This is a genomic window from Bradyrhizobium sp. YR681 (genome assembly GCF_000282615.1).
Taxonomy (GTDB): Bacteria; Pseudomonadota; Alphaproteobacteria; order Rhizobiales; family Xanthobacteraceae; genus Bradyrhizobium.
The window spans coordinates 1-21,663 of sequence record NZ_AKIY01000222.1; the positions used below are offsets into that span (position 1 = coordinate 1).

General features: G+C 65.0%; 23 protein-coding genes and 1 tRNA gene. 11 read left to right on the forward strand and 13 right to left on the reverse strand.

The features are described 5' to 3' along the window. Positions 1-216: 216 nt before the first annotated feature. Entirely contained in the window at positions 217-870 is a 654-nt protein-coding gene (chpT, locus tag PMI42_RS23470; protein ID WP_008138659.1) for a histidine phosphotransferase ChpT, read from the reverse strand. 207 nt (positions 871-1,077) lie between these two features. Here chpT and PMI42_RS23475 point away from each other — a divergent pair, with 207 nt between their 5' ends. Continuing rightward, entirely contained in the window at positions 1,078-1,893 is an 816-nt protein-coding gene (locus PMI42_RS23475) for a 3'(2'),5'-bisphosphate nucleotidase CysQ family protein (protein ID WP_085969732.1), read from the forward strand. On the opposite strand, the gene PMI42_RS23480 is transcribed toward PMI42_RS23475, so the two are convergent. After that, complete coding sequence (locus PMI42_RS23480; protein WP_008138661.1) at positions 1,887-2,372, reverse strand: YHS domain-containing (seleno)protein; 486 nt, start codon at positions 2,370-2,372, stop codon at positions 1,887-1,889. The genes PMI42_RS23475 and PMI42_RS23480 overlap by 7 nt on opposite strands. A 139-nt stretch (positions 2,373-2,511) precedes the next feature. Between PMI42_RS23480 and PMI42_RS23485 the strand changes: the two genes are divergently transcribed. The 3 genes from PMI42_RS23485 to PMI42_RS23495 all read left to right on the forward strand — a co-directional run bounded on the left by PMI42_RS23485 (position 2,512) and on the right by PMI42_RS23495 (position 4,764). Beyond that, complete coding sequence (locus tag PMI42_RS23485; protein WP_008138663.1) at positions 2,512-3,117, forward strand: DUF1134 domain-containing protein; 606 nt, start codon at positions 2,512-2,514, stop codon at positions 3,115-3,117. Between the two features lie 118 nt (positions 3,118-3,235). Further along, complete coding sequence (locus PMI42_RS23490) at positions 3,236-4,534, forward strand: coiled-coil domain-containing protein (RefSeq protein WP_008138664.1); 1,299 nt, start codon at positions 3,236-3,238, stop codon at positions 4,532-4,534. Between the two features lie 155 nt (positions 4,535-4,689). Continuing rightward, positions 4,690-4,764, forward strand: a tRNA-Val gene (locus tag PMI42_RS23495). 212 nt (positions 4,765-4,976) lie between these two features. Here PMI42_RS23495 and PMI42_RS23500 read toward each other — a convergent pair. The 4 genes from PMI42_RS23500 to PMI42_RS23515 form a co-directional block, all read right to left on the reverse strand. Next, positions 4,977-5,654, reverse strand: coding sequence for a hypothetical protein (locus PMI42_RS23500; protein ID WP_008138665.1), 678 nt, complete (start codon positions 5,652-5,654; stop codon positions 4,977-4,979). Between the two features lie 42 nt (positions 5,655-5,696). Then, positions 5,697-6,179, reverse strand: a complete 483-nt coding sequence (greA, locus tag PMI42_RS23505) for a transcription elongation factor GreA (RefSeq protein ID WP_008138667.1) — start codon at positions 6,177-6,179, stop codon at positions 5,697-5,699. 57 nt (positions 6,180-6,236) lie between these two features. Continuing rightward, on the reverse strand, positions 6,237-6,719 hold the full coding sequence (locus PMI42_RS23510) for a hypothetical protein (RefSeq protein ID WP_008138669.1): 483 nt from the start codon (positions 6,717-6,719) through the stop codon (positions 6,237-6,239). Positions 6,720-6,863: 144 nt separating this feature from the next. Next, positions 6,864-7,190: a hypothetical protein gene (locus PMI42_RS23515; protein WP_008138671.1), complete on the reverse strand. Its 327-nt coding sequence runs from the start codon at positions 7,188-7,190 to the stop codon at positions 6,864-6,866. A 282-nt stretch (positions 7,191-7,472) separates the two neighbouring features. On the opposite strand from PMI42_RS23515, the gene PMI42_RS23520 reads away from it, so the two are divergent. Both PMI42_RS23520 and PMI42_RS23525 read left to right on the forward strand, forming a co-directional pair. Then, positions 7,473-7,706, forward strand: a complete 234-nt coding sequence (locus PMI42_RS23520; protein ID WP_008138674.1) for a DUF3551 domain-containing protein — start codon at positions 7,473-7,475, stop codon at positions 7,704-7,706. A gap of 372 nt (positions 7,707-8,078) precedes the next feature. Further along, positions 8,079-9,614, forward strand: a complete 1,536-nt coding sequence (locus PMI42_RS23525; RefSeq protein WP_008138676.1) for a peroxidase family protein — start codon at positions 8,079-8,081, stop codon at positions 9,612-9,614. 85 nt (positions 9,615-9,699) lie between these two features. Here the strand turns inward: PMI42_RS23525 and PMI42_RS23530 are convergent, their stop codons facing one another. The 4 genes from PMI42_RS23530 to PMI42_RS23545 form a co-directional block, all read right to left on the reverse strand. Further along, complete coding sequence (locus tag PMI42_RS23530) at positions 9,700-10,686, reverse strand: Bug family tripartite tricarboxylate transporter substrate binding protein (protein WP_157195818.1); 987 nt, start codon at positions 10,684-10,686, stop codon at positions 9,700-9,702. Positions 10,687-10,946: 260 nt separating this feature from the next. Continuing rightward, positions 10,947-11,447 carry a hypothetical protein gene (locus PMI42_RS23535; RefSeq protein WP_035966430.1) on the reverse strand — a complete coding sequence of 167 codons (501 nt, stop codon included), beginning with the start codon at positions 11,445-11,447 and terminating at the stop codon, positions 10,947-10,949. 160 nt (positions 11,448-11,607) lie between these two features. Further along, the gene (locus PMI42_RS23540; RefSeq protein ID WP_008138680.1) at positions 11,608-12,126 is read right to left on the reverse strand and encodes a hypothetical protein; all 519 of its coding nucleotides are present in this window, start codon (positions 12,124-12,126) and stop codon (positions 11,608-11,610) included. A 195-nt stretch (positions 12,127-12,321) separates the two neighbouring features. Then, complete coding sequence (locus tag PMI42_RS23545; RefSeq protein ID WP_008138683.1) at positions 12,322-13,869, reverse strand: acetolactate synthase large subunit; 1,548 nt, start codon at positions 13,867-13,869, stop codon at positions 12,322-12,324. 267 nt (positions 13,870-14,136) lie between these two features. Here PMI42_RS23545 and PMI42_RS23550 point away from each other — a divergent pair, with 267 nt between their 5' ends. After that, positions 14,137-14,715: a L,D-transpeptidase gene (locus tag PMI42_RS23550; protein ID WP_008138685.1), complete on the forward strand. Its 579-nt coding sequence runs from the start codon at positions 14,137-14,139 to the stop codon at positions 14,713-14,715. A gap of 190 nt (positions 14,716-14,905) precedes the next feature. Next, positions 14,906-15,721, forward strand: coding sequence for a DUF2927 domain-containing protein (locus PMI42_RS23555; RefSeq protein ID WP_008138687.1), 816 nt, complete (start codon positions 14,906-14,908; stop codon positions 15,719-15,721). 186 nt (positions 15,722-15,907) lie between these two features. On the opposite strand, the gene PMI42_RS23560 is transcribed toward PMI42_RS23555, so the two are convergent. Beyond that, positions 15,908-17,035, reverse strand: coding sequence for a threonine synthase (locus PMI42_RS23560; RefSeq protein ID WP_008138688.1), 1,128 nt, complete (start codon positions 17,033-17,035; stop codon positions 15,908-15,910). Positions 17,036-17,424: 389 nt separating this feature from the next. Here PMI42_RS23560 and PMI42_RS23565 point away from each other — a divergent pair, with 389 nt between their 5' ends. From PMI42_RS23565 to upp, 3 genes are all read left to right on the forward strand, one after another. Then, entirely contained in the window at positions 17,425-18,681 is a 1,257-nt protein-coding gene (locus PMI42_RS23565; protein ID WP_008138690.1) for a GTP cyclohydrolase II, read from the forward strand. Between the two features lie 7 nt (positions 18,682-18,688). After that, positions 18,689-19,927: a URC4/urg3 family protein gene (locus PMI42_RS23570; protein ID WP_035966432.1), complete on the forward strand. Its 1,239-nt coding sequence runs from the start codon at positions 18,689-18,691 to the stop codon at positions 19,925-19,927. 159 nt (positions 19,928-20,086) lie between these two features. After that, complete coding sequence (gene upp / locus PMI42_RS23575) at positions 20,087-20,716, forward strand: uracil phosphoribosyltransferase (RefSeq protein WP_008138695.1); 630 nt, start codon at positions 20,087-20,089, stop codon at positions 20,714-20,716. Positions 20,717-20,724: 8 nt separating this feature from the next. Here the strand turns inward: upp and PMI42_RS40280 are convergent, their stop codons facing one another. Together PMI42_RS40280 and PMI42_RS23585 are read right to left on the reverse strand one after the other, a co-directional pair. After that, positions 20,725-20,982 carry a YodC family protein gene (locus PMI42_RS40280; RefSeq protein ID WP_008138696.1) on the reverse strand — a complete coding sequence of 86 codons (258 nt, stop codon included), beginning with the start codon at positions 20,980-20,982 and terminating at the stop codon, positions 20,725-20,727. Continuing rightward, a partial coding sequence (locus tag PMI42_RS23585) for a M48 family metallopeptidase (RefSeq protein WP_008138698.1) occupies positions 20,940-21,663 on the reverse strand: 724 nt, incomplete at its 5' end. The genes PMI42_RS23585 and PMI42_RS40280, both read right to left, overlap by 43 nt.

The window sequence follows — 21,663 nt, forward strand, 5'->3', positions numbered from 1 at the left end:
CCCGCAACAGATCATCCATGAAAACAGGCCTTCATACAGGGAGGGCGCGCACAAGGTGTGATGCGCCATTTCGGAATGGGGCCAGCTTCACCGCAAAGCGTTTAATAATGGTTGAGTATGTGGAAAAGAACGGAACCAACAAAGAGATAAGGCGCTCCGGACAAGCCGAAGCGCCTCGTAAAGAATAGATTAACGTCTGAAGCGCGATGCGCCCGTTTACGAAGCGGTAACGATGACGGCTTCGCCCTCAAGCTTGAGCGTCACGGTGAGCCCGCAGGCCTGCGCGAGCAGCCGCGTATAATAAGGCTGGATCGCGTGCGCATCCGCCGCGGGCCCACGTTCGCCGCTCAGCAGCTCGGAGATGTTCTGCGGCAGGCGCGCATTATGCCCGGTCGCGGTGATGCGGAAGCTCATCGTCTCGCCCTCGCCGATCGGATCGATCGTCAGCATGCCGCCGCGCGGGATCGTGTGCTGGGACACGACCAGCATGTTGAGCAGCAGCTTGACGCGGTTCTTCGGCAGCAGCAGCCGCGGCAGATTCCACGTGATCGAGCACTTGCCGTCCTCGATATGGCCGCGCGCCATGGTCTGGGCATCGCCGAGGTCGATCTGGGCGCCGGACGAGCCGGCCGCGCCGAAGGCGAGACGGCAGAACTGGAGGCGGGCGGAGGCCGTCTTGGCGCTCTTGCGAATCAGATCGAGCGCGAACTCGCGGTCTTCGGGCTTGGGATCGTCGTCGAGCACTTCGAGCCCGTTGACGATGGCGCCGACGGGGCTGATCAGATCGTGGCAAACCCGCGAGCAGAGCAGCGCGGCGAGTTCGAGCATATCGGGGGCATTAACGGTCGCGGGCGACGAGGCGTCAGACATATAAAGGGGTCCTGGAGAGTTCCTGGAATTGCACGGCGCTGGACGCCGCGAATCACGCATGCTTGACGGATGCTGCTGGTTCTAACATTCGCCAGCCTGTGGCAGCTAGCTTGCGATAGGTTCGAAGCGGCCATAAAGGCCCAATCGAATCAATCCGGGCGAATCAATCGAGAGAGACTTGCCGATGAATGAGGCACGCTGGTGAGGATGATCGACGCCGAGGCCGCCTCCCGCTTGATGGCGCCGCTCACCGCGCTGGTCGTGAAGGCCGGCGAAGCGATCCTTGCGGTCAACCGCGCGGCGATGCGGGTCGACGGCAAGCAGGACGGCTCGCCGGTGACCGAGGCCGACCTTGCGGCCGACCGCATCATCGCGGACGGCCTGGCGCAGCTTGCGGGCGACATCCCGACGCTGTCGGAAGAGCGGACCCAGCTCGCCGCCCCGCCGTTTCGCGACAGCTTCTTCCTGATCGACCCGCTCGACGGCACCAAGGAGTTCGTCGCCGGCCGTGACGAATTCACCGTCAACCTCGCTGTCATCACCCGGGGCGTGCCCCTGCTCGGCATCGTCAGCGCGCCCGCGCTCGGGCTGCTCTGGCGCGGCATCGTCGGCCGCGGTGCCGAGCGCGTGCCGTTTGATGGCGCGAGCATCGGCGCTGCCGCGCCGATCCACACCCGCAAGCTGCCGGCGCCGGGCGCGCCCTGGATCGCCGCGGTGAGCCGCTCGCACGGCGACCCCAGGAGCGAGGCGTTCATCGATAACAGGCCCAATGCCGAGAGAAAGACCTGCGGCTCGGCGGTCAAATTCGGCCGGATCGCGGAAGGCAGCGCCGACATCTATCCCCGCTTCGGGCCGACCTCGGAATGGGACGTCGGGGCCGGCTGCGCGGTCGTGACCGCGGCCGGCGGCAGGGTCACCGACGGCAAGGGCGACGACCTCATCTTCGGCCAGCGGCAGGACACCGGCTTCATCATCCCGGAGTTCATCGCCTGGGGTGATCCGCAGGCGGTAGGCCGCTACTGACTGAGCTGCTCCTGAAGCGCCGGCCAGCGCTTGCCGACCTCGTAGAGGAAGCGCTCCGGATTGGCCGCGAAGGCGTCGCGACTGGCTTCCCGGCTGAACAGATAAAGCCGCTGCGCCACGATGGCGAAGAAGCGGGGGTTGCCGGCGATGACGACGCCGCGGGCGATGTCGGCGGGGTCATAGCCGCCATATTGCGGCCCATAGATCTCGGGATGGGCCAGGAACGAAGCCCGGTTGCCCTCGTTGCGGAAGCGCCAGACCGCGCCCCAGAGGTTGGCCTCGAACTCGGCTGTGCCCTGCATGGCCGCGCCATCGACGAAATAGGCGACGGGGTCGAAGCCCTCGATGGCGACGCCCGAGAACCGGTTGACGACGATCCGCTCGGTGGTGGCAGCCTGGACCGGCAACCAAGAGCAGGTCAGCCAAATGCCCGCCAGCAGGCAGACGAGGCGGCCGATCAAGGCAATTCCGGGGCGCAAAGGGCTATCTTCCTGCCGTTGTGCCGTCATAGTTGCTGCGGATAACATCCGAGTCGAGGGGACATCCGGCGCAACCTAGGGCCGTGCCTGTTGGCGTCAGGTTAAGGAAGCGACCGGATTCGATACCAGGGGTTCTTTTATGACTTTCGCATCACGCCTTGCTGCGCTCGCGCTCGCCGCGATGGTCGGCTGGATCGTGCCGGCAGCCGCCCAGCAGGCGCCGCCGCCCAATCTGCCGCCGCCGCAGCGGACCCCGACACCCAACACCTACGGGCCGGACGAGCTCGTCACCGCCGGCCACCGCTTCTTCGGCAACGTCTCACGCGGGCTCGCCTCGATCATCGAGAAGGCGGTCAGCCAATGGGGCCTGCCGAACGGTTACATCCTCGGTGAGGAAGGCTCCGGCGCCTTCGTCGCCGGCCTGCGCTACGGCGAAGGCACGCTCTACACCAAGAACGCCGGCGACCTCCGCGTCTACTGGCAGGGTCCCTCGCTCGGCTTCGACTGGGGCGGCGACGGCGCACGCACCATGACGCTGGTCTACAACCTGCCCGCCACCAACGCGATCTACCAGCGCTTCGCCGGCCTCGACGGCTCGGCCTATATCATCGGCGGCTTTGGCATGACGGCGCTCACCGCCAACAACATCGTGCTGGTGCCGATCCGCTCGGGCCTGGGCCTGAGGCTGGGTGCCAATATCGGCTACCTCAAGTTTACGCCGCGCGCGACCTGGAACCCATTCTAGTCCGTCGTCCCCGGTTCATTTCCGGATTCACGTTAACAACAGGGCGGGGCTGGCTTTTTGCCGGCCCGCCATGCATTGTCGTTGGTAAATTTTTCCTTAGCTTTGGGAGTTCTGGCCCATGGTCGAACCGATCATGTACCTGGCGATCGGTTTCCTGCTCTCGATGCTGTGCGGGCTTGCCATCGTGCCGCTGGTGCATAACCGCGCGGTGCGCCTGACCACGCGCCGGCTCGAGGCCGCGACCCCGCTGTCGATGGCCGAGATCCAGGCCGACAAGGACCAGCTCCGCGCCGAATTCGCCATGTCGGCGCGCCGGCTGGAGATGAGCGTCGAGCAGCTCAAGAACAAGACCACGAGCCAGCTCGCCGAGCTCGGCAAGAAGAGCGATGCCATCAACCGCATGAAGATCGAGCTCGGCGAGAAGAACGCCACGATCTTCGCGCTGGAGGCGCGCGAGAAGGCGGTGAAGGAGCAGCTCCGCGCCACCGAAGAGGAATTCGCCGCCAAGACCGCATCCTTGCGCGAGGCCGAGATCGCGTTGACCGACAAGCAGGGCGAGCTTGCCAGGATCAACTCGGAACTCTCCGACCGCTCGATGATGGCCGAGAGCCGCCAGGTCGAGCTGGTCGCGGTGCGCGCGCAGATCGAAGAGCTCAAGAACCGCGTCGGCGATGCCGAGAAGGAGTTCGTCGCGACGCAGGCGCGGCTGGCGCAGGAGCGGACCGAATCCGAGACCGCCACCCGCGAGCTCGGCGATGCCCGCGGCCGTGTCGAGAATCTGAGCCAGCGCGTCACCGACCTCGATCGCCAGCTCATCGTGCAGGTCAAAGAGGCCGAGATGCTCTCGGGCCGCGTCTCCGACCTCGAGGGCCGCCTTGCCACCCAGGGCAAGCTGCTCGCCGAGCGCGACTATGAGAACAACCAGCTTCGCCAGACCAGTGAGAGCTCCGAGCGCATCATCAAGGAGCTGCGCGTCGAGATCGCGGCCTTGAGCGGCGGCAAGTCGTCGGCCGCCTTCGAGACGCTCCGCGCCGAAAAGGCCGCGCTGGAGGAACAGCTCGGCACCGCCCGCGACGAGCGCGCAAAACTCCAGCGCGACATCAACGCGATCCAGCAGCAGGCCGAAAGCTCCTGGGCGACCGAGCGGATGGAGAACGCGCTCTTGCGCGAGCGCATCAACGACATCGCCGCCGAAGTCGCAAAGCTCGCGATGCAGCTCGAGGGCCCGAACTCGCCGATCGAGGCGCTGCTTGCGGCCGAGGCCGGCCAGCCGCCGAAGCCGGCCCCGCGCCCGGCCAACGACGCCGCCACCAATGGCGCGGTCGCGCCCAGCCTGCCCGAGGGCGGCGGAACGCTGGCCGAACGCATCCGGGCGCTCCAGGCCCACGCCTCCCGCGCCCGCCAGCAGGGCGCGTAAGCCGGCCGAAACCCGGTTTCCCCGCGAATGACAGGGGACGGAAGGTTTTCGGTCCCCGAGCGGCCTTCAAACTTGACACCTCCGGCTCGCACTTCTAAATCGCGGGCTCCAATGCGCCGGCCGGCCGAAAGTCCGGCCGCCTGCATGATGGTCCCGGGCGCATAGCTCAGCGGGAGAGCGTTCCCTTCACACGGGAGAGGTCCAAGGTTCGATCCCTTGTGCGCCCACCACGCTTCGCCAAAAGGCTTCGCGTGGCGCAGCCACGCCCAATGACGGCGAAGCGTGTCCGGCGCAGCTCGATGAGCGTAGACGGACCGGGGCGTCTTGCTCGCTCCGTCAAAACCCCGAAAACAACCCCATGCACAGTAGCCGACTTCAGTCGGATCAACGGGTTACGAATTTTCCGAATTCCACTTCCTGGCCGTCGGGGCGACATCGAGCCTCAAGCCGCTGGCGCCGGCCGCAAGGCCGCATACAGCCCGACCAGCGTTCCGATCGCGACCAGGGCTGCCGCCAGCAGCACCTGTAATTCGCCGTCATCGGTCGGGCCGACGGACGACACCAGTCTCGTCACCACGACGAACAGAATGCCCACGGAGGCCGCTGCGCCCACGCTGAGATAGGCGAGCTCGCGCGACAGGCTCCGGCCGAGCAGTCCGAGGGCCGTAAAGTACATCGCGCAGGCGTTGGGATGGACGAACAAGGCGATGCGCGCGTAGGGGCCGTAGGCGTCGAGCAGGGACTCGCAACGGTTCAGCGCCGCTCGTGAGGCAACCCGCTGCAACAGCGGCCTGAAAAAACGAGCCTGTCCGTAGCTCAGGACGGCGCCCACGATGATGGCGAGCCACGCCACGATGAAAACGGAGACGTCCGCAGGCTTCGGATTGAGTGCCACGGACATCAGGATCAGGGCGGTTCCGGGAAAATAGCCGAAATACGGGAAGACCGACTCCAGCAGCACGCAGACGAACATGAAGACCGGAAACCACGCTGAACCGGTCGCCTCCTGGACGATCCTGTTCAGGTCGAACAGGTCAGTCTTGTACAGGACGAGATACATGCACATGGCGAGGCCCGCCAGCGCGTAGAACGGCAAGGCGCCCGACAGAAACCGTCTCATCGAGCCATCGCGCCTTGCTTCACGGACACAGCGAGGACCATCCTACGCAATCGACAAGATCTCGATCTCCTGCGCGCCTGCGCCCACGACGTCGCCGACGGCCTTCCCCATCAGCGACTTCGCGACCGGCGCGACGAACGAGATCGATCCCGCCTTCGGATCCGCTTCGTCCTCGCCGACGATGCGATAGGTCTGCACGCGGCCGTCAGGGCGGCTGAAGGTCACCGTGCTGCCGAAGGCGACGATATCGGTGGTCTCCGGATTCGAAATCACCTGCGCGGTGCGCAGCCGCTCGGTCAGATAACGGGCGTCGCGCAGGGGCACCGCCGACTGCCGGCGCTTCTCGTTGACGTCCTCGATGCGTTGCGCGGCTTCATAGGCTTGGCGCGCCTGCTGAAGCTGCGCCTGCAAGGCTTGAAGTCCTGCTTCGGTCACGAGGTTCGGATGGGGCGAGATCGGGCGATCCGGCAGCAGCGTCTCGGACGCGGTCTCGGCGCTTTCTTCCTTGGTAAAGGCGACGCTCAATTCTGGAATCCTGTCGAACTTGGGGGAGCGACGCTGCGCGCCGCCGATTGCTCCGGATTATATCTCAAGTTCGACGAAACGACGGAGCTTGAAGACGAGGTCCGGCATGGCCTGGCGGAACCGCGTCGCGTTGTGGAAACTGGTCGAAAACGGCGCGAAGGTGATCATCGCGTTCCAGTGCCGGTAACCATAGACCGTGACCGAGGCGCCGGTCGCCGGAAAATCTTCCATCTTGCGCAATTCGCCGAGCACGAGATCGGCGATCGCTTCCGCCGGCAGCAGCCGCTTGCCGTCCGCCGTCGTGGCGATTTTTGCGGGCGGCTCGACCGGGGCGGCCGCCGGCGCCGTGCCGGGCGCATCCTCGCGCTGGATCGGTGTCGCTTCGGGGATGGGCGCGGCAACCGCTTCAAATCCGTTCGACGGTGCGGTTGGCGGAACCTCTGCGAGCGGCGGCGGCGTAATGCTGTCCGCGCGCTTGTTGCCTCCCAGGATGCTGCTGATCATGGCCACAAGGCCAGCATCCTTCACGTCGTCACTCATTACTCCCCCCGGGCTTCGGCCTACTCTAGCACCGCTCGCATCGACCGCCACAAGGGTTGTATCGCCCGATTCCGCCCGGCCAGGGGCAGTTTCTGGCAGCATGGCGGCGCGACGCCTCGTCGCGCCGGGCCGCCATGCGATCCGTCACTGCTTCTCGAACGGAATATATTGCTGGTACTGCTTGGGCACCGAACTGCGGTAACGCGCGGGAACGGTGCCGCTGTCGACCGAATGATCGATCTCCTGCTGCCGTGTCATCTTTTTCTTCGCCGGCTTTTTCGACGCGCTCTTCTTGGCGTCGGATGGCGCGTCTGGAGCTGCGCTCGGCGCGGTCGTCGCAGGCGGCGCGGTGGTCGTCGCCGCGGGCGCAGGGGTCGCGCCGGCGGCTGGCGCGCTCTGCGCCTGCGCGAGCGGTGTCTGCATGAGAAGCGCCAGCGCTGCTGTCGCAGCCAGCAAATATGACCTTTGCATCAAAACCTCCAAAATAGCCTGATCCGAATATGGCGAAGCGTGGGCTTCCGGGATCGGCACGTGCAAGTCTGCGCACGATAGACGCGAACCCGGCGGCCTACTGTGGCGGAGATCACATAGCTCGCCGCAGCTTGCTTCATCATAGGCGCATGTCGAACGCCGTCGCCACAGCCGACACCAAGACGAGCACGACAAAGTGTCGGCCACGTCCCGGAACACGCGGATCGAGCTGGTGTTCCACAGCTAACCATTCCTTCAACTGCTCTCACCAAGGAGACTGAAATGCGTCGCACCATCCTCACGCTCGCATCGTTCGCAGCCTTGATCGCCGCGACTGTCCCGGCAGCCCAGGCGCACGCCGCAAACGACAGATATTGCCTGCAAGGCCGCATCTGGGGCTATCCCGGCAACTGCCAGTTCGCGAGCTATCAGCAGTGCCAGGCCACCGCCTCCGGCACCTCGGCCTATTGCGGCGTCAACCCGCGCTACGCGTTCTCGCAGCAGCGCAACTACTGACGACGTCGCGGCGCGCGCACGTCGCGCGCCGCGGTACTTTTGGAGCCGCACGTTTTAACGTGAGGGCTTCTGACGTGAAAATTTGCCCTCGCCCACTGTTCGGCGAAGCAATACGGCTCGAGGCCGCTTGCACCCATCGATGACGAGAATGTTATCCGTCATCCCACCGGGAAAAATTAGCAAAGCGCAGCCGCAGCTTGCCGGCAATGCTCCCTCCCGGAACGACAGTAACGTCGCGCGATGTGTGAAGCAGTTCGCTTGTGGCGCCCGATCGCCTGATCTAGCGTCGCCTGCATATTTTATTACGAACAACTTTAGATTTAGTTGTTGCCCGTCGTAACTTTCCGTCCATTTTTTCCGGAGGTGATTTCAATGAGCAGTCGACACGCTGTTACGCCGCGCGGATTGAACGTCACGCGTTCGCCGCTGTCCCAGGGCCGCTTCGGCCGCATGTTCCGCAAGCTTGCGCCGGCAAAATTCGGCGCGAAAGATTCCGACAACTTCGCCAACCTTTCTGCGCTCGCCGACAAGATGGTCGCCGACTTCGACGGGCCGAAGGACGGACCGGACGCAGAGGAGAGCGGGATCCCGTCGCTCTACACCTATTTCGGCCAGTTCATCGACCACGACATCACCTTCGATCCGGTGAGTTCGCTGACCAAGCAACAGGATCCCGACGGGCTCGTCGACTTCCGCACCCCGTCGTTCGATCTGGACAATGTCTACGGCCGCGGTCCGAACGACCAGCCTTACATGTATGACGGCAACAAATTCCGCCTCGGCGAGAAGCTGACCGGCGCGGGCGTCGCCGAGGCCCACGACCTGCCGCGCTTCAAGGGCCGCGCGCTGATCGGCGACCCCCGCAACGACGAGAACAGCATCGTCTCGCAGTTCCAGGCGTTGATGCTGCGCTTTCACAACCGCATGGTCGACGACAATGACAGCCTGTCGTTCGAGGAGGTGCAGCAGCGCGTCCGCTTCCACTATCAATACGTCGTGCTGAACGACTTCCTGCCCCGCATCGTCAACGAGGGCGTGCTGAACGCGTTGAAGACCGACGGCAGCTACGACCGCAGCAAGCTCGCCTATTACCACTGGAAGACCTATCCGTTCATGCCGGTCGAGTTCTCGGTCGCGGCCTACCGGCTCGGTCACTCCATGATCCGCCCCGGCTACCGGCTGAACGATGCGGCCAACATGCTGCTCCAGATCTTCCCCGACCCGCACAATCCCGACAAGAACGCGCTGACCGGCTTCCGCGCCATGGGCCCGGGACGCGCCATGGACTGGGGCCGTTTCATCGACCTGGATACGCGCCCCTATGGCGTCGAGGACGACGACACCAATCCCGACAACAAAAAGCGGCTGCAGTTCGCCTATCGCATCGATAGCTCGCTGGTCGACCCGCTGCGCAAGCTGCCCCCGGAGGTCGCGTCCAATCCGGCGTCGCTGGCGCTACGCAATCTCGAGCGCGGCTGGCGGCTCGGCCTGCCCTCGGGCCAGGCCGTCGCCAGGGCGATGAACGTGACGCCGCTGACCGACGACCAGATCATCATCGGCAAGGCCGTCGACGAGCCCGGCCCGGGCGATCCGCAGGTCAAGATCACGACCATCGCCAACGGCGTATTTGCCGGCAATTGCCCGCTCTGGACCTACATCCTCGCCGAAGCCCGGCACTTCCCGGCCGACGTCCCGATCCCCGCGACCGGCGGACCCGCCACCGTCAAGACGCCGCAGCTCGGACCGGTCGGCGGTCGCATCGTCGCCGAAGTCTTCCTCGGCATGATGTACGGCGACAATTCCTCGGTGCTGTCGCAAGACCCGCAATGGACGCCGGTGACCGGCTCCAGCTTCGCGCTGAAGGATCTCGTGGCCTACGCGCTCGGCCAGGGCGAACCGCTGCACTGAGCGGCTGACGGACGATGATGCAGAGGCCGCTCGCGTCGTGCGAGCGGCCTTTTGTCATCGCGCGTTGGCTAGCTCAAGCCGGTCTTCAAAACACCTCTACGCCCGAATCCTTGATCACCTTGCCCCAGCGGCCGTAGTCGGCCTTGATGGTCTCCGCAAACCCCTCGGGCGTTGACGTGGTGACGATTAATCCCTGGGCCTCCAGGCGAGCTCGAACATCGGGTTGGGCTCCGATGCGTACGACCTCGGCATTCAAACGTTGGATGATGTCGGCCGGGGTCCCTGCGGGCGCGACCAGGCCAAACCAGGAATCGACGACGAAGTCCGACACGCCGGCCTCGGCTGCAGTGGGGACGTCGGGTAGCTGTGACGAGCGCTCGCGGCTGGTGACGAGAAGACCCTTGATCTTGCCGTCGCGGATCTGAGGCGCGAGCACGGTGAGCGTGTCGAACGACAGATTGACGACGTTGCCCAGCAGGGCGTTGACCGCCGGGGCGCTGCCCTTAAACGGCACATGCAGAAGCTTCGTGCCGGTCTGGCGCTGGAAGAGTTCGCCACTGAGATGGCACAGCGTTCCGGGACCGCAGGACGAGTAGGTGAATTTGCCAGGTTCTCTGTTCGCCGCAGCGATGAGGTCCCTCGCCTTCGTAACAGGCGTGTCCGGGCTGGCTGCGAGCACATAGGGGACCGTGGCCAGGTTCGACACCGGCACGAAGCTCCTGAAGGGATCGTACCTGATCTCCTTGTTGATATGCGGCAAGATGGTGAGCTGGCCGGCGGGAGCGAGGGACAAGGTGTAGCCATCGGGGTCCGCGGCAGCGACGGCTTCGGCTGCAATCGCGGTGCCTGCGCCCGCCTTGTTCTCGATCACGACGGGCTGCTTGAGCGCTTCGCTCAGCTTGTCTGCGTAGACGCGTGCGACGGTATCAGCTGCGCCCCCGGGAGGAAACGGCACAATCAGCTTGATGGTACGGTTCGGCCAAACACCTGCGCTCGCACCGCTCGCACCCACGATGACGGATGCGGCCAGAACGGACGCGGCGAGAAAGCGAAGAGATCGAACGAAGCGCACGGCGGGAATCCCCATTAAAGCACGGCAAGCCGCGCGCGTTCCGTTCGCTGGAACGTCGCCTGGCTCGCCGCCATGAAAGAGTACCCAATAGATGCTCTTCGACCGGGCTCACGGCAATGGAACCGCGTTGCAAATGCGCGTTGGCCGCGAGAGGATTACTGCTGTCCGATATACGGTTGAGAGAAAAAGTGCCTAAGGGACCAGTGCAGGCCGATCAAGGGCGGAGCCCGCCAACATCAGCCAACTCCAGGGGCCCATCCTCATAAGCTAGTCGCTTCCGGTTTGCCCTCGGGAGGCGACTTTGAGACCGACATGAGATCATGCTGGCCTTGGGCGTTTGCACCTGCCGCTGCATTGCCACCGCCCGCTGATCGCGCTCCAGCAATAATCATCGTGATGAGAGCCGCAATGAAGGCTCCGCCAGCCAAAAGCACAAAACTCCAGGATATCAACGCGAGGAAGCCATAATGCCAATCAAAGATCGGTATCCTCTCATAAATTACTTTCCCTGCCGCAGCAGCGATAAAAGCCAACGCAACTCCCGCACAGATCAACGCTGCGACCAAGAGACTCCACGACCATATTAGAGTTTCTCTTACCCTCGACGAGGTATCTCTGATCCCGACAATCTTCTCGGAAAAGGTTATCGATACGACCAGCGTTGCAGAGATGAGCGTTATGAAGGTCTTTAGAAGATCTTTCGTCTCCGCATAGTCATACTTCATGAAAAGTTCCGCAGTCACTGGGTCTGGGGTATCCATGGTGAGCCCTCCAGTCTGAAATGCGCGCGTGCGACGACTGTATCAACGGTGAATCAGAGGGTCGAGCAGACGAATTCTGCTCCCGATCATGAGCAGTTGATGCTGACCAGGCGGCTAGACTTCTGCTTGCCCCGAAACTCGACGTTTATGAGCACACGCCCTACCGCGCGGCCCCCAACCCGCTCTCCGCAAGCCGCGATGCGAACCAGAGCGACAGCGGCTGATCGAGCAAGCCGCTGACATAGACCTCCGACGTCGTGACGCTGTGCTTGTCCAGCACCAGCAGCACGCCGATCCAGTAGGCGAACCAGACATGCGGATCGGTCAGTGCCCGCAGCTTGTGCCGGTCGTGTTCGACGGGCGTGTGATTGCTCGCCTTGCGGATCTCGACGCTGAGCAGATTGTTCGGGATCTCGCGCTGATGCACGACGACATCGGGATAGATCGACTTGCCCAGATGATCGTCGGTCGAGATGATGGTGCCGTGCGGCAGATGCAGCGTGCGCTCGCCGAGCCGGTCGTAATTGCAGTCGACCGACCAGCCCGAAAACTGCCGCTCCAGATAGACGGCGAAGCGATGCGTCACCGCGCGCTCTCCGACGTCCTTCTCGAACAAGAAACCTTCGTGGGCGTAGAAGTCCCTGAGCGCCGCGATCACCTTGTTCAGCTCGGTCTGCATCGTGCCTCCGGGCCCACGCGCACGCGAGAGTTAGCAAAAATAAGTAGCCCGGATGGAGCGTAGCGCAATCCGGGGTTCTCGCAAGACGCACGATGTCCCGGATTACGCGGAGCCTGTCATCGGGCGGCGCTTTGCGCCGACCCGTTGGCTCCATCCGGGCTACGGGCCGGAATTCGCGGTGAGCTCGGCCAGACCTTACATCTGGACTTCGATCAGCCGCGGCCCGGGCTCGGCGACGGCTTCGGCCAGCGCCTTGTTGAACTCGTCCGCATTGGTGACGGCGCGGCCGGGCACGCCCATGCCCTTGGCCAGCGCGACGAAATCGAGCGTTGGACGGTCGAGACGGAGCATGTCGTTGGCGCGCTGGCCGGGCTCGCCGGCGCCGACATTGTCGAACTCGCCGCGCAGGATCTGGTAGATGCGGTTGGCGAACACGATGGTGACGATGTTGAGGTTCTCGCGCGCCTGCGTCCACAGCGACTGGATCGTGTACATCGCGCTGCCGTCGCCGACCATGGTGATCACCTTGCGGTCCGGACAGGCGATCGCGGCGCCGATCGACAGCGGCGTCGAGAAGCCGATCGAGCCGCCCATGTTCTGGAGCCAGTCGTGCGGGGCGGCGGCAGCCGTCGGCGGGAAGAAGGCGCGGCCGGTGGTGAGGGACTCGTCCACCATGATCGCGTTCTCGGGGATCGCGTAGGCAATCGCCTGCGCGATCGAGGCGTGGGTGAGCGCGCCGGTCGGCTTAACCAATTCCTGCAAGGCTTGCGGCTTGACGTCCTTGGCGCTGGCCTTCACGGCGCCGGCAAGCGCTTCGAGCGCGGCGACCGAATTCTCGCCCCAGGCGGTCATGCGATGCACATCGCAGCCCTCGGGCTTGAGGATGCTCGGCTTGTTCGGATAGGCGAAGAACGCCACGGGATCGTCGGACTCGACCAGCACGATGTGACGGAACTTCGCCAGCATCGGCAGCGCCTGGTCGATGACATAATGGATGCGGTCGATCGAGAAGCGGCCACGGCCGCGCGCCATCCTGGGGCGGAATGTCGGGCCCATCACGGTGCAGCCGGTCTTGCTCGCGATGCGCTCGGCCAGCGCCAGGCCCTCTTCACTCAAGGCGCTGCCGGTCATCAGCAGCAGCGTGCCCTCGCCGTCGCCGTGCAGGATCTTTGCGGCCTGCTCGACTGCCTGGGGCGAGTAGCTGGCGCGCTGCTGCTCAGCCGGCACCTCGGCGATGCCGTCGGCCTCGTTCCAGGCGGTGTCGGCGGGCAGGATCAATGTCGCGATCTGCCCGGGCGCGCTCTTGGCGGCGGCGATCGCCGCGGCGCCGTCAGCGGCAACCGATTTGGAGTTCGGCGAGGTGCGGACCCAGGACGACATCGGCCGGGCCAGGCCCTCGATGTCGGAGGTCAGCGGCGCATTGTATTCGATGTGGTAGACGGCATGCTGGCCGACGATGTTGACGATGCCGGAATTCGCCTTCTTGGCGTTGTGCAAATTGGCAAGACCATTGGCGAGACCGGGGCCGAGATGCAGCAGGGTCGAGGCCGGCGTACCCTTCATGCGGTAATAGCCGTCGGCCGCGCCCGTCACCACGCCCTCGAACAGGCCGAGCACACAGCGCATGCCCGGGACGCGATCCAGCGCTGCGACAAAATGCATCTCGGAGGTGCCCGGGTTGGTGAAGCAGACATCCACCCCACCGTTGACCATCGTCCGCACCAGGCTTTCCGCACCGTTCATTCTTCTTGCTCCCGCAACCGGTTATGTCCTGCGATCCGTTCGATCAATCATTGTTCGCTCGTCTCGTCAAAGCAATAGGCGGCATCGCGGCCCTGCTCCGCATGGCGACGCCTTGGTTTGGCTAACGGTTTCCAGCAATTTGGCGCAGTTGCCGATTTGGTAACGGCATTCATTAACGATGAGGTCCCTCACGGGGCCGTGGCTTGCGAAAAGCCCGTAAATATGGCCTGTGACCTCTGTTGAATCGATTTTTTGCTGGGGGAAACAATGATCCGGTTTTTTGCCGCGCCGATTGCCGCCATCGCATTGCTGTCGGCCTCCTTGGGCGGCGCGCTCGCCGAAGAGTTCGACTCGCGTGACATCATGGGCGGCGGCCCGAACTTCTTCCGCGGCGGCTCCAGCCCAATCCCCCGCACCACCGTCAACTATTCCGGCAACTACGCCCCCGGCACCATCGTGGTGAACACCACCGAACGCCGGCTGTATCTGGTGCTCCAGAACGGCCAGGCGCTGCGCTACGGCATCGGCGTCGGCCGCGACGGCTTCCGCTGGGGCGGGGTGCACAAGATCACCGCCAAGAAGGAATGGCCGGACTGGACGCCGCCGTCGCAGATGCTGGCCCGCCGGCCCGATTTGCCGCGTCACATGAAGGGCGGCATCGAGAACCCACTCGGCGCCCGCGCCATGTATCTCGGCTCGACGCTCTACCGCATCCACGGCTCCAACGAGCCGGAGACGATCGGCCAGGCGGTGTCCTCCGGCTGCTTCCGCATGACCAATGACGACGTCAGCGACCTCTACGGCCGCGTCGGGGTCGGCACCACAGTGGTGGTGCTGAACAACTAGAGCGCAAACTGCCGTAGGGTGGGCAAAGCGCAGCGTGCCCACCTTCCGCCCATGATTGAGAAAGATGGTGGGCACGGCGCTTCGCGCCTTTGCCCACCCTACGGCACCGCCCTCGAACCGCTGGAACCCGCAGGGCGCGTGAATATGCGGACTTGTGCGCGCGGCGCGAATACGGCAGCGTCGGGCGACGATGAGTGCACTGAACCAGCCCTCGGCTGCCTTCCGCTTCGCCTTGCTGGCGCTCGCAGCGCTCACATCCGTGCCTGACACCGCTACCATGGCCGCCGCGGGCGAACTGCCCGCGATCGCTTCGCGCCAGCGAAGCGAGAAGAAGAGCTTTACCGACGGCGAGATCGTCGAGGGCTTCCTCAAGACCGCGTTCGGCGCCGAGTACCATCTCGCCGGCCGCGTCGACCGCATCCGCAAGTTCGACGGGCCGGTGCGCGTGTTCGCCGAGAGCGACCGCGCCGACCGCAAGGCGCAGCTCGCCAAGGTCGTCGCCGACATCGGCAAGCGCGTGCAGCATCTCGACATCGCCATGATCGACACCAGCGAAGCCGCAAACGTGCGGGTGAAGCTGGTGCGCGACCGCGATCTGTTTCGCACCATCTCCAGCTTCTACGGCGCGGAGAAGGCGCGCGAGATCCGCACCTCGCTCGATCCGCAATGCCTGTCCGGCTTCCGCAAGAACGACAATTTCGAGATCGAGCATTCCGACGTCATCCTCACCGTCGACAACGGCGACTTCACCTTCCTCGACTGCGCCTATGAGGAGCTGCTGCAATCGCTCGGGCCGATCAACGACACCGCGAGCGTGCCGTGGACGATGTTCAACGACAACGTCTCGATGGGCTATTTCGACGTCTACGACCAGTACATCCTCAATTTGCTCTACGATCCCCGCATCAAGCCCGGCATGACCGTGGCCGAGGTCAAGGTGGCGCTGCCCGCGGTGCTCGCGGATGTCAGGACGTGGGTGAAGCGGGTGAATGATCTGAAGGATTAGGTGATCCGTCATCCTGAGGTGCGAGCGGCGCGATGCAAAAGCATCGCGTCGGGAGCCTCGAAGGATGTACGGCCGAGATGCAGCCGGGCCGTCGTCCTTCGAGGGCCGCTGAAGAAGCGGCCACCTCAGGATGACGGTCAGACATAAGCGCTCGCAGCTTGCACATCGTCATCGCGAGCGCCGGCCCTACTGCACGAGATCGGCGACAGTGGTCGCCGCCTTCAGGCCGGTGCCGGTGAGGACGGCGACCGTGGTCTCGTTCGCCTTGATCGCACCGGCGGCGGAGAGTTTCTCCAGCGCGGCAGCAGCACTAGCGCTGGTCGGCTCGGCGAACAGGCCCTGGCGCGCGAGGCGCCGCAACGCGGCGACGATCTCGTCCTCGGTGAGTGCAACGGTGCCGCCGCCGCTCTCGCGCAGAGCGGCGATGATCTCGCGCAGGCGCAGCGGATTCTTGATCGCCGTGCCTTCGGCGATGGTTTTGTTCACCTCGCGCGCAACAGGCGTATCGACGCCCGCCTTGAAGCTCGCATCGATCGGCGAGCAGTTTTGTGGCTGCGCCGCGAACAGGCGCGGCAGTTTTGCGATCTGCCCCGCCTTCAACAACTCGCGGAAGCCGAAGGCGCAGCCGAGCAGGCTGCTGCCGGCGCCGACGGGGACGATGACGTTGTCGGGCGCGCGAAAGCCGAGGTCTTCCCAGATTTCATAGGCGAGCGATTTGGTGCCTTCGAGGAAGAACGGCTGCCAATTGTGGCTGGCGTAAAACGTCTGGCTGGACTGGCGGATGGCTTCGGCTTCCGACTCCTCGCGCGGCCCCTCGACGAGCTGCACCGTCGCGCCATAGGCACGCACCTGCGCGATTTTTGCGGGCGACGTCGAGGCCGGCGCCAGAATTTTCACGCGCATGCCGCCAGCGGCGCCTATCCCCGCCATCGACGAGCCGCCATTGCCGGAGGAGTCTTCCAGTATTGCATCGACGCCGATCTGGCGCAGGAACGACAGCATCACCGCCGAGCCGCGGTCCTTGAAGCTCCCGGTCGGGTTGAACCATTCCAGCTTGAAGAACGGACGCAAATCGCCCCAATCCTGCTGCACCAGCGGCGTGCAGCCTTCGCCGAGCGTGATCGGCTTTGCGATCTCGACCGGCAGCGCCGCCCGGTAGCGCCAGAGCGAGCGCGTCCGGCTGTCGATGTCCGTGCGCGAGATCCCCGCCCCCGGCGTCACCAGCAGCGGCGTACGCTCGTCCGAGCACCAGCGCGGCTGGTCCAGCGGATAGAGCTGTCCGTTGCGGGGGTCGATGTAGCTGGCGGTCGGCATGGCAGTCTCCGGGCGATAGGCGATCTCTACGATTTGTCTGATTATGCGGGTCTGGTCCAGCCTTGGCTCCCGCTAGGTGTGCCCTTCCGCGCCGCCCCTCTTGAAAACACAAAAAATAAAACTATTTCAAACCCTTAGAGAGATCACGCCGATCGCATGGCAAGGTTCGGCCGGCGCGAGGGCTGAACATGTGGGCGAGCCGGACCTGCCGGTCGATGACGGGAATTTGGCCACGATCGCCCGCGCCGTGCGGCACGATTAACTTGTCTGTCGTCGCGGGCCGCTACAATATGTTGGATTGAGCTCGCGCCGCCGGTGCCCGGCATTGGCAGCGCAAGTGAGCCAGGCCCGTCCGAGCGGCGGGCCGTTGGCTTTTTGGGAGCCTGGACATGAGCCGCGCGAACCGTACCGATCACATCCGCCTGACCTCCCATCCGGAGCCGGGCCGGAAGGCCGCCTTCCCGATCCATTGGGGCGCAGCTGACGCGCGCGCCCGCGGGCCGATCATCGGCACGGTGTCGCGCGCCGGCGATCGCAACGTGATCGGCAGCCATGGCGGCTCCTATGCGATGTACCGCGCGCTCGCGGTCTCCGCCGGCGCGCTCGATCCGATCCGCCGGCCCGATCTCACCAACACGTTTCCGGCGGCGACCATCGGGCCGTTCGAGCAGTGGCGCGATCCCGCCAAGATCGTCGCACTCGATCCCTGGGGGCATCTCGTTGCCGAGAACTTCGGCAAGGATATCGCCGAGGGCATCGACATCCGCCCGAGCATCGCGATCACGCGGGCGCGGCTGGACCTGCCTGAAATTCGCGAAGCGCTGGCGGCCAAGCGGCTGCGCGCCGACGGCGAGGTCGTGCATGCCAATGGCAGCGTCTCGGTGGTCAAGATCGCGATCGATCCGGTCTGGTATCTGCCGGGCCTTGCCGAACGCTTCCAAACCAACGAGACCGAGCTGCGCCGTACACTGTTCGAGCAGACCGCCGGCATGTTCCCCGAGCTCGTCACGCGCCCGGACCTGAAGGTGTTTTTGCCGCCGATCGGCGGCACCACGGTCTACATGTTCGGCGACGTGACAAAACTGCCGGACCATCGCACCAAGATCACCTGCCGTGTGCATGACGAGTGCAACGGCTCCGACGTGTTCGGCTCCGACATCTGCACCTGCCGGCCCTATCTCATCCACGGCATCGAGGAATCCGCGCGCGGCGCGCAGGAGGGCGGGCTCGGGCTCGTCGTCTACAACCGCAAGGAAGGCCGCGCGCTCGGCGAGGTCACCAAATTCCTGGTCTACAACGCGCGCAAGCGCCAGGAGGACGGCGATGCGGCCGCGGCCTATTTCGAGCGCACCGAATGCGTCGCCGGCGTCCAGGACGCGCGCTTCCAGCAATTGATGCCGGATACGATCCACTGGCTCGGGCTGAAGCGCATCGACCGTTTCCTGTCGATGAGCGACATGAAATACGACGCGCTGACCTCGCAGGGCATCGACATCGTCGAGCGCGTGCCGATTCCGCTCGAGCTCATTCCCGCCGATGCCCATGTCGAGATCGCCGCGAAGAAGGCGGCCGGCTATTACACGACCGACATCGCGCCGGAGAAGGATGTCGACGGCGTGGTCGGGCGCTCGCTGGAAAAATACTGATCGCGCGATGGCGGATGCTTTGGAACAACAGGCCCGCTCCCTGCTCAGCGCAGGAGCGGTGCGCGCGCGTGCCGCGACAATGCTCGAGATCGGCCTTGCCGGCGGCTTGAGTCACTTCACGATCGATCTGGATCGCATGGACGGCGTTGCGGAGGCCGTGCTCGCGGTGACGCGAAAGGCCTATCCGACGCTGGAGGTGCCCTTCCACGCGCGCTGGCGGCATTTTGTGCTTGGCGGCGTCGACCGCTGGGCGCGGCTGGCGGATGCCGCATCATGGCCGGACCGCGCCCCGCGGGCGCGGGCGGAGTTCGACCTTGCGATCGTGAGCGTGCTGCTCGATGCCGGCGCGGGGGCGGCGTGGCGATACCGGGATGCCGTCACGGGAGAAGCCATCGGCCGCTCCGAGGGGCTTGCGATTGCGAGCCTCGACATGTTCGCCAGCGGCCTCTTCTCCGGCGATCCACGCGCGCCCTTCAGGGTCGATGCGGACGCGCTCGCAAGGCTGCCGCTCGCCGCGCTCACATCGGCGTTTCAAGTGACGGACAGCAACCCGCTGCTCGGTCTCGACGGACGCAACGATCTGCTGCAACGGCTCGGCCGGCTGATGAAGGATCGCGCGGAGATGTTCGGCACGCGCGACACACCCCGGCCCGGCGGCCTGTTCGATCGTCTTGCCGCGCAGGCTGTGCGTGGCGCGATCAGCGCGCCCGCCATCCTGTCGGAGGTGCTGAACCAGTTCGGCCCGATCTGGCCCTCACGGCTGGAGCTTGCGGGCGTTCCGCTCGGCGATTGCTGGCGCCATCCGGCCATCAAGGCGAACGACGCAACGGCAGGCCTCGTGCCGCTGCACAAGCTGTCGCAATGGCTGAGCTATTCGCTGATCGAGCCGCTCCAGCGCGCCGGCCTCACGGTGACCGACATCGACGGCCTGACCGGGCTTGCCGAATACCGCAATGGCGGCCTGTTCGTCGATCACGAGGTGCTGCGCCTGCGCGACGCCGCTGATGCAGACCACGCGCACGCGGTGGATTCGCTGCTCGTCGTGGAGTGGCGCGCGCTCACCGTTGCGTTGCTGGACCGGCTCGCCGAACTGGTTCGCGCAAAGCTCGGCCGCACGCCGGAGACATTGCCGCTCGCCAGCATTCTGGAAGGCGGGACCTGGGCCGCAGGCCGCGCCATCGCCTTTGCGCGCCGCCCCGATGGTTCGCCGCCGCTCAAGGTGATCAGCGACGGTACGGTTTTCTAACCCTCTCCCCTTGTGGGAGAGGGTGCCTCGCGAAGCGAGGCGGGTGAGGGGTTGTCTCCGCAGACACATCTCTCATTGGATTTCGTGGAAGCAGACCCCTCATCCGGCGCTTCGCGCCACCTTCTCCCACAAGGGGAGAAGGAAGAAAGGCATCCGATCATGGAAGGCGTCACGATCGTCGATCATCCGCTGGTGCAGCACAAGCTGACGCTGGTCCGCGACAAGTCGATCTCGACAAAGTCGTTCCGCGAGCTGATCAAGGAGATCGGCATGCTGCTCTGCTACGAGGTGACGCGCGACCTGCCGCTCGCCGATACAATGATCGAGACGCCGCTGGCGACGATGCACTCGGCAAAAATCGCCGGCAAGAAGCTTGTGTTCGTGCCGATGCTGCGCGCCGGCACCACCTTCGTCGACGGCATGATGGACCTGGTGCCGACCGCGCGCGTCGCCCATATCGGGCTCTATCGCGAGCCCGAGAGTTTTGCCGCGGTCGAGTATTTCTTCAAATCGCCGTCCGATCTGAGCGAGCGCCTGGCCATCGTGGTGACGCCTGTCGTCGCAACCGCCAACACCGCCGTGGCCGCCATTGACCGGCTGAAGGAGCGCGGCGCCAAGGACATTCGTCTTGCCTGCCTGATCGCGGCGCCGGAAGGTCTGGAGCGGCTGCGCGGTTTGCATCCGGACGTGCCGGTCTGGACCGCCGCGGTGGACGAAGGTCTCGACGAGAACGGCTTTATCCTCCCGGGCCTCGGCGATGCCGGTGATCGCGCTTACGGGACGCGGTAAGAGACGGGTTACGTCTCCGCCTCGTAGTCCCGAGGCGAGCCGTCGCCGTTGACCGCCTGGAGCGAGTCCTCCTTGAAGGACGCAGAGTGCCGTTGACCAGCTTCGACCCAAGAGCAACTGACGAGCGGTTCGTTGGACGAATGAGACACCTCGCGGTCAACGACCATGATCGGGCCGCCGCTCCTGTGTTTGACGAGATTGCCGGGCCTGAGCTGCATGGCGATCAGATCTTCCCGCTGCCGCAAATTCCCTTCAGCGCCTGCCATTCCGTGTCCGTCAGCAGCGGCGGGCCGCTGGCGGGGCGATCTTCCTTGGTCATGCGGGCAAGGCGATCTTCCGTCAGCGGATGGCTGGCGAGGATGGTGAAGCCGGAGCCGCCTTCCTTGCCGGTGATCCGGAACATCAGCTCGGCCGCGGGCTTCGGCGAGCGGCCGAGTGCGTGCATGATGTCGATGGCAAACGTATCGGCGGCGGTCTCGGCCTCGCGCGAATAGGAGGCCTCGACCACGCTGCGCGAGGCGAAGATCACGGCGGACGAGCCGGTGACGTCGCCGAACAACAGGCCGATCAGGAACGAGGTGCCACCGTTGTAGATCAGGCCGCGCATGTTGTCGTGATGCTTGAGATGGCCGAGCTCGTGGGCGAGGATGCCGGCGAGCTCGTCGGGGCTTTCGGCCTTGTCGATCAGGGCGTTCAGCACATAGACCTTGCCGCCCGGCAGCGCGAATGCATTCGGAATCGCGCTCGGCAGCACGCCCGCCGTCATGGCATCGTCGTCGAGGCCGGCGGCGTCGCGCAGGCGGTTGACCAGCTTGGAAAAGGCCGCCTGACCGGCCGGATCATTGCAGGAGGCGCGGCCGAAGATGGTCTTCACCTGGACCTCGGACGCATCGCCGATGCGCCGTTCGATCGGTTTCGGCACCAGCGGTGCAAGCCGATCGGCGGGG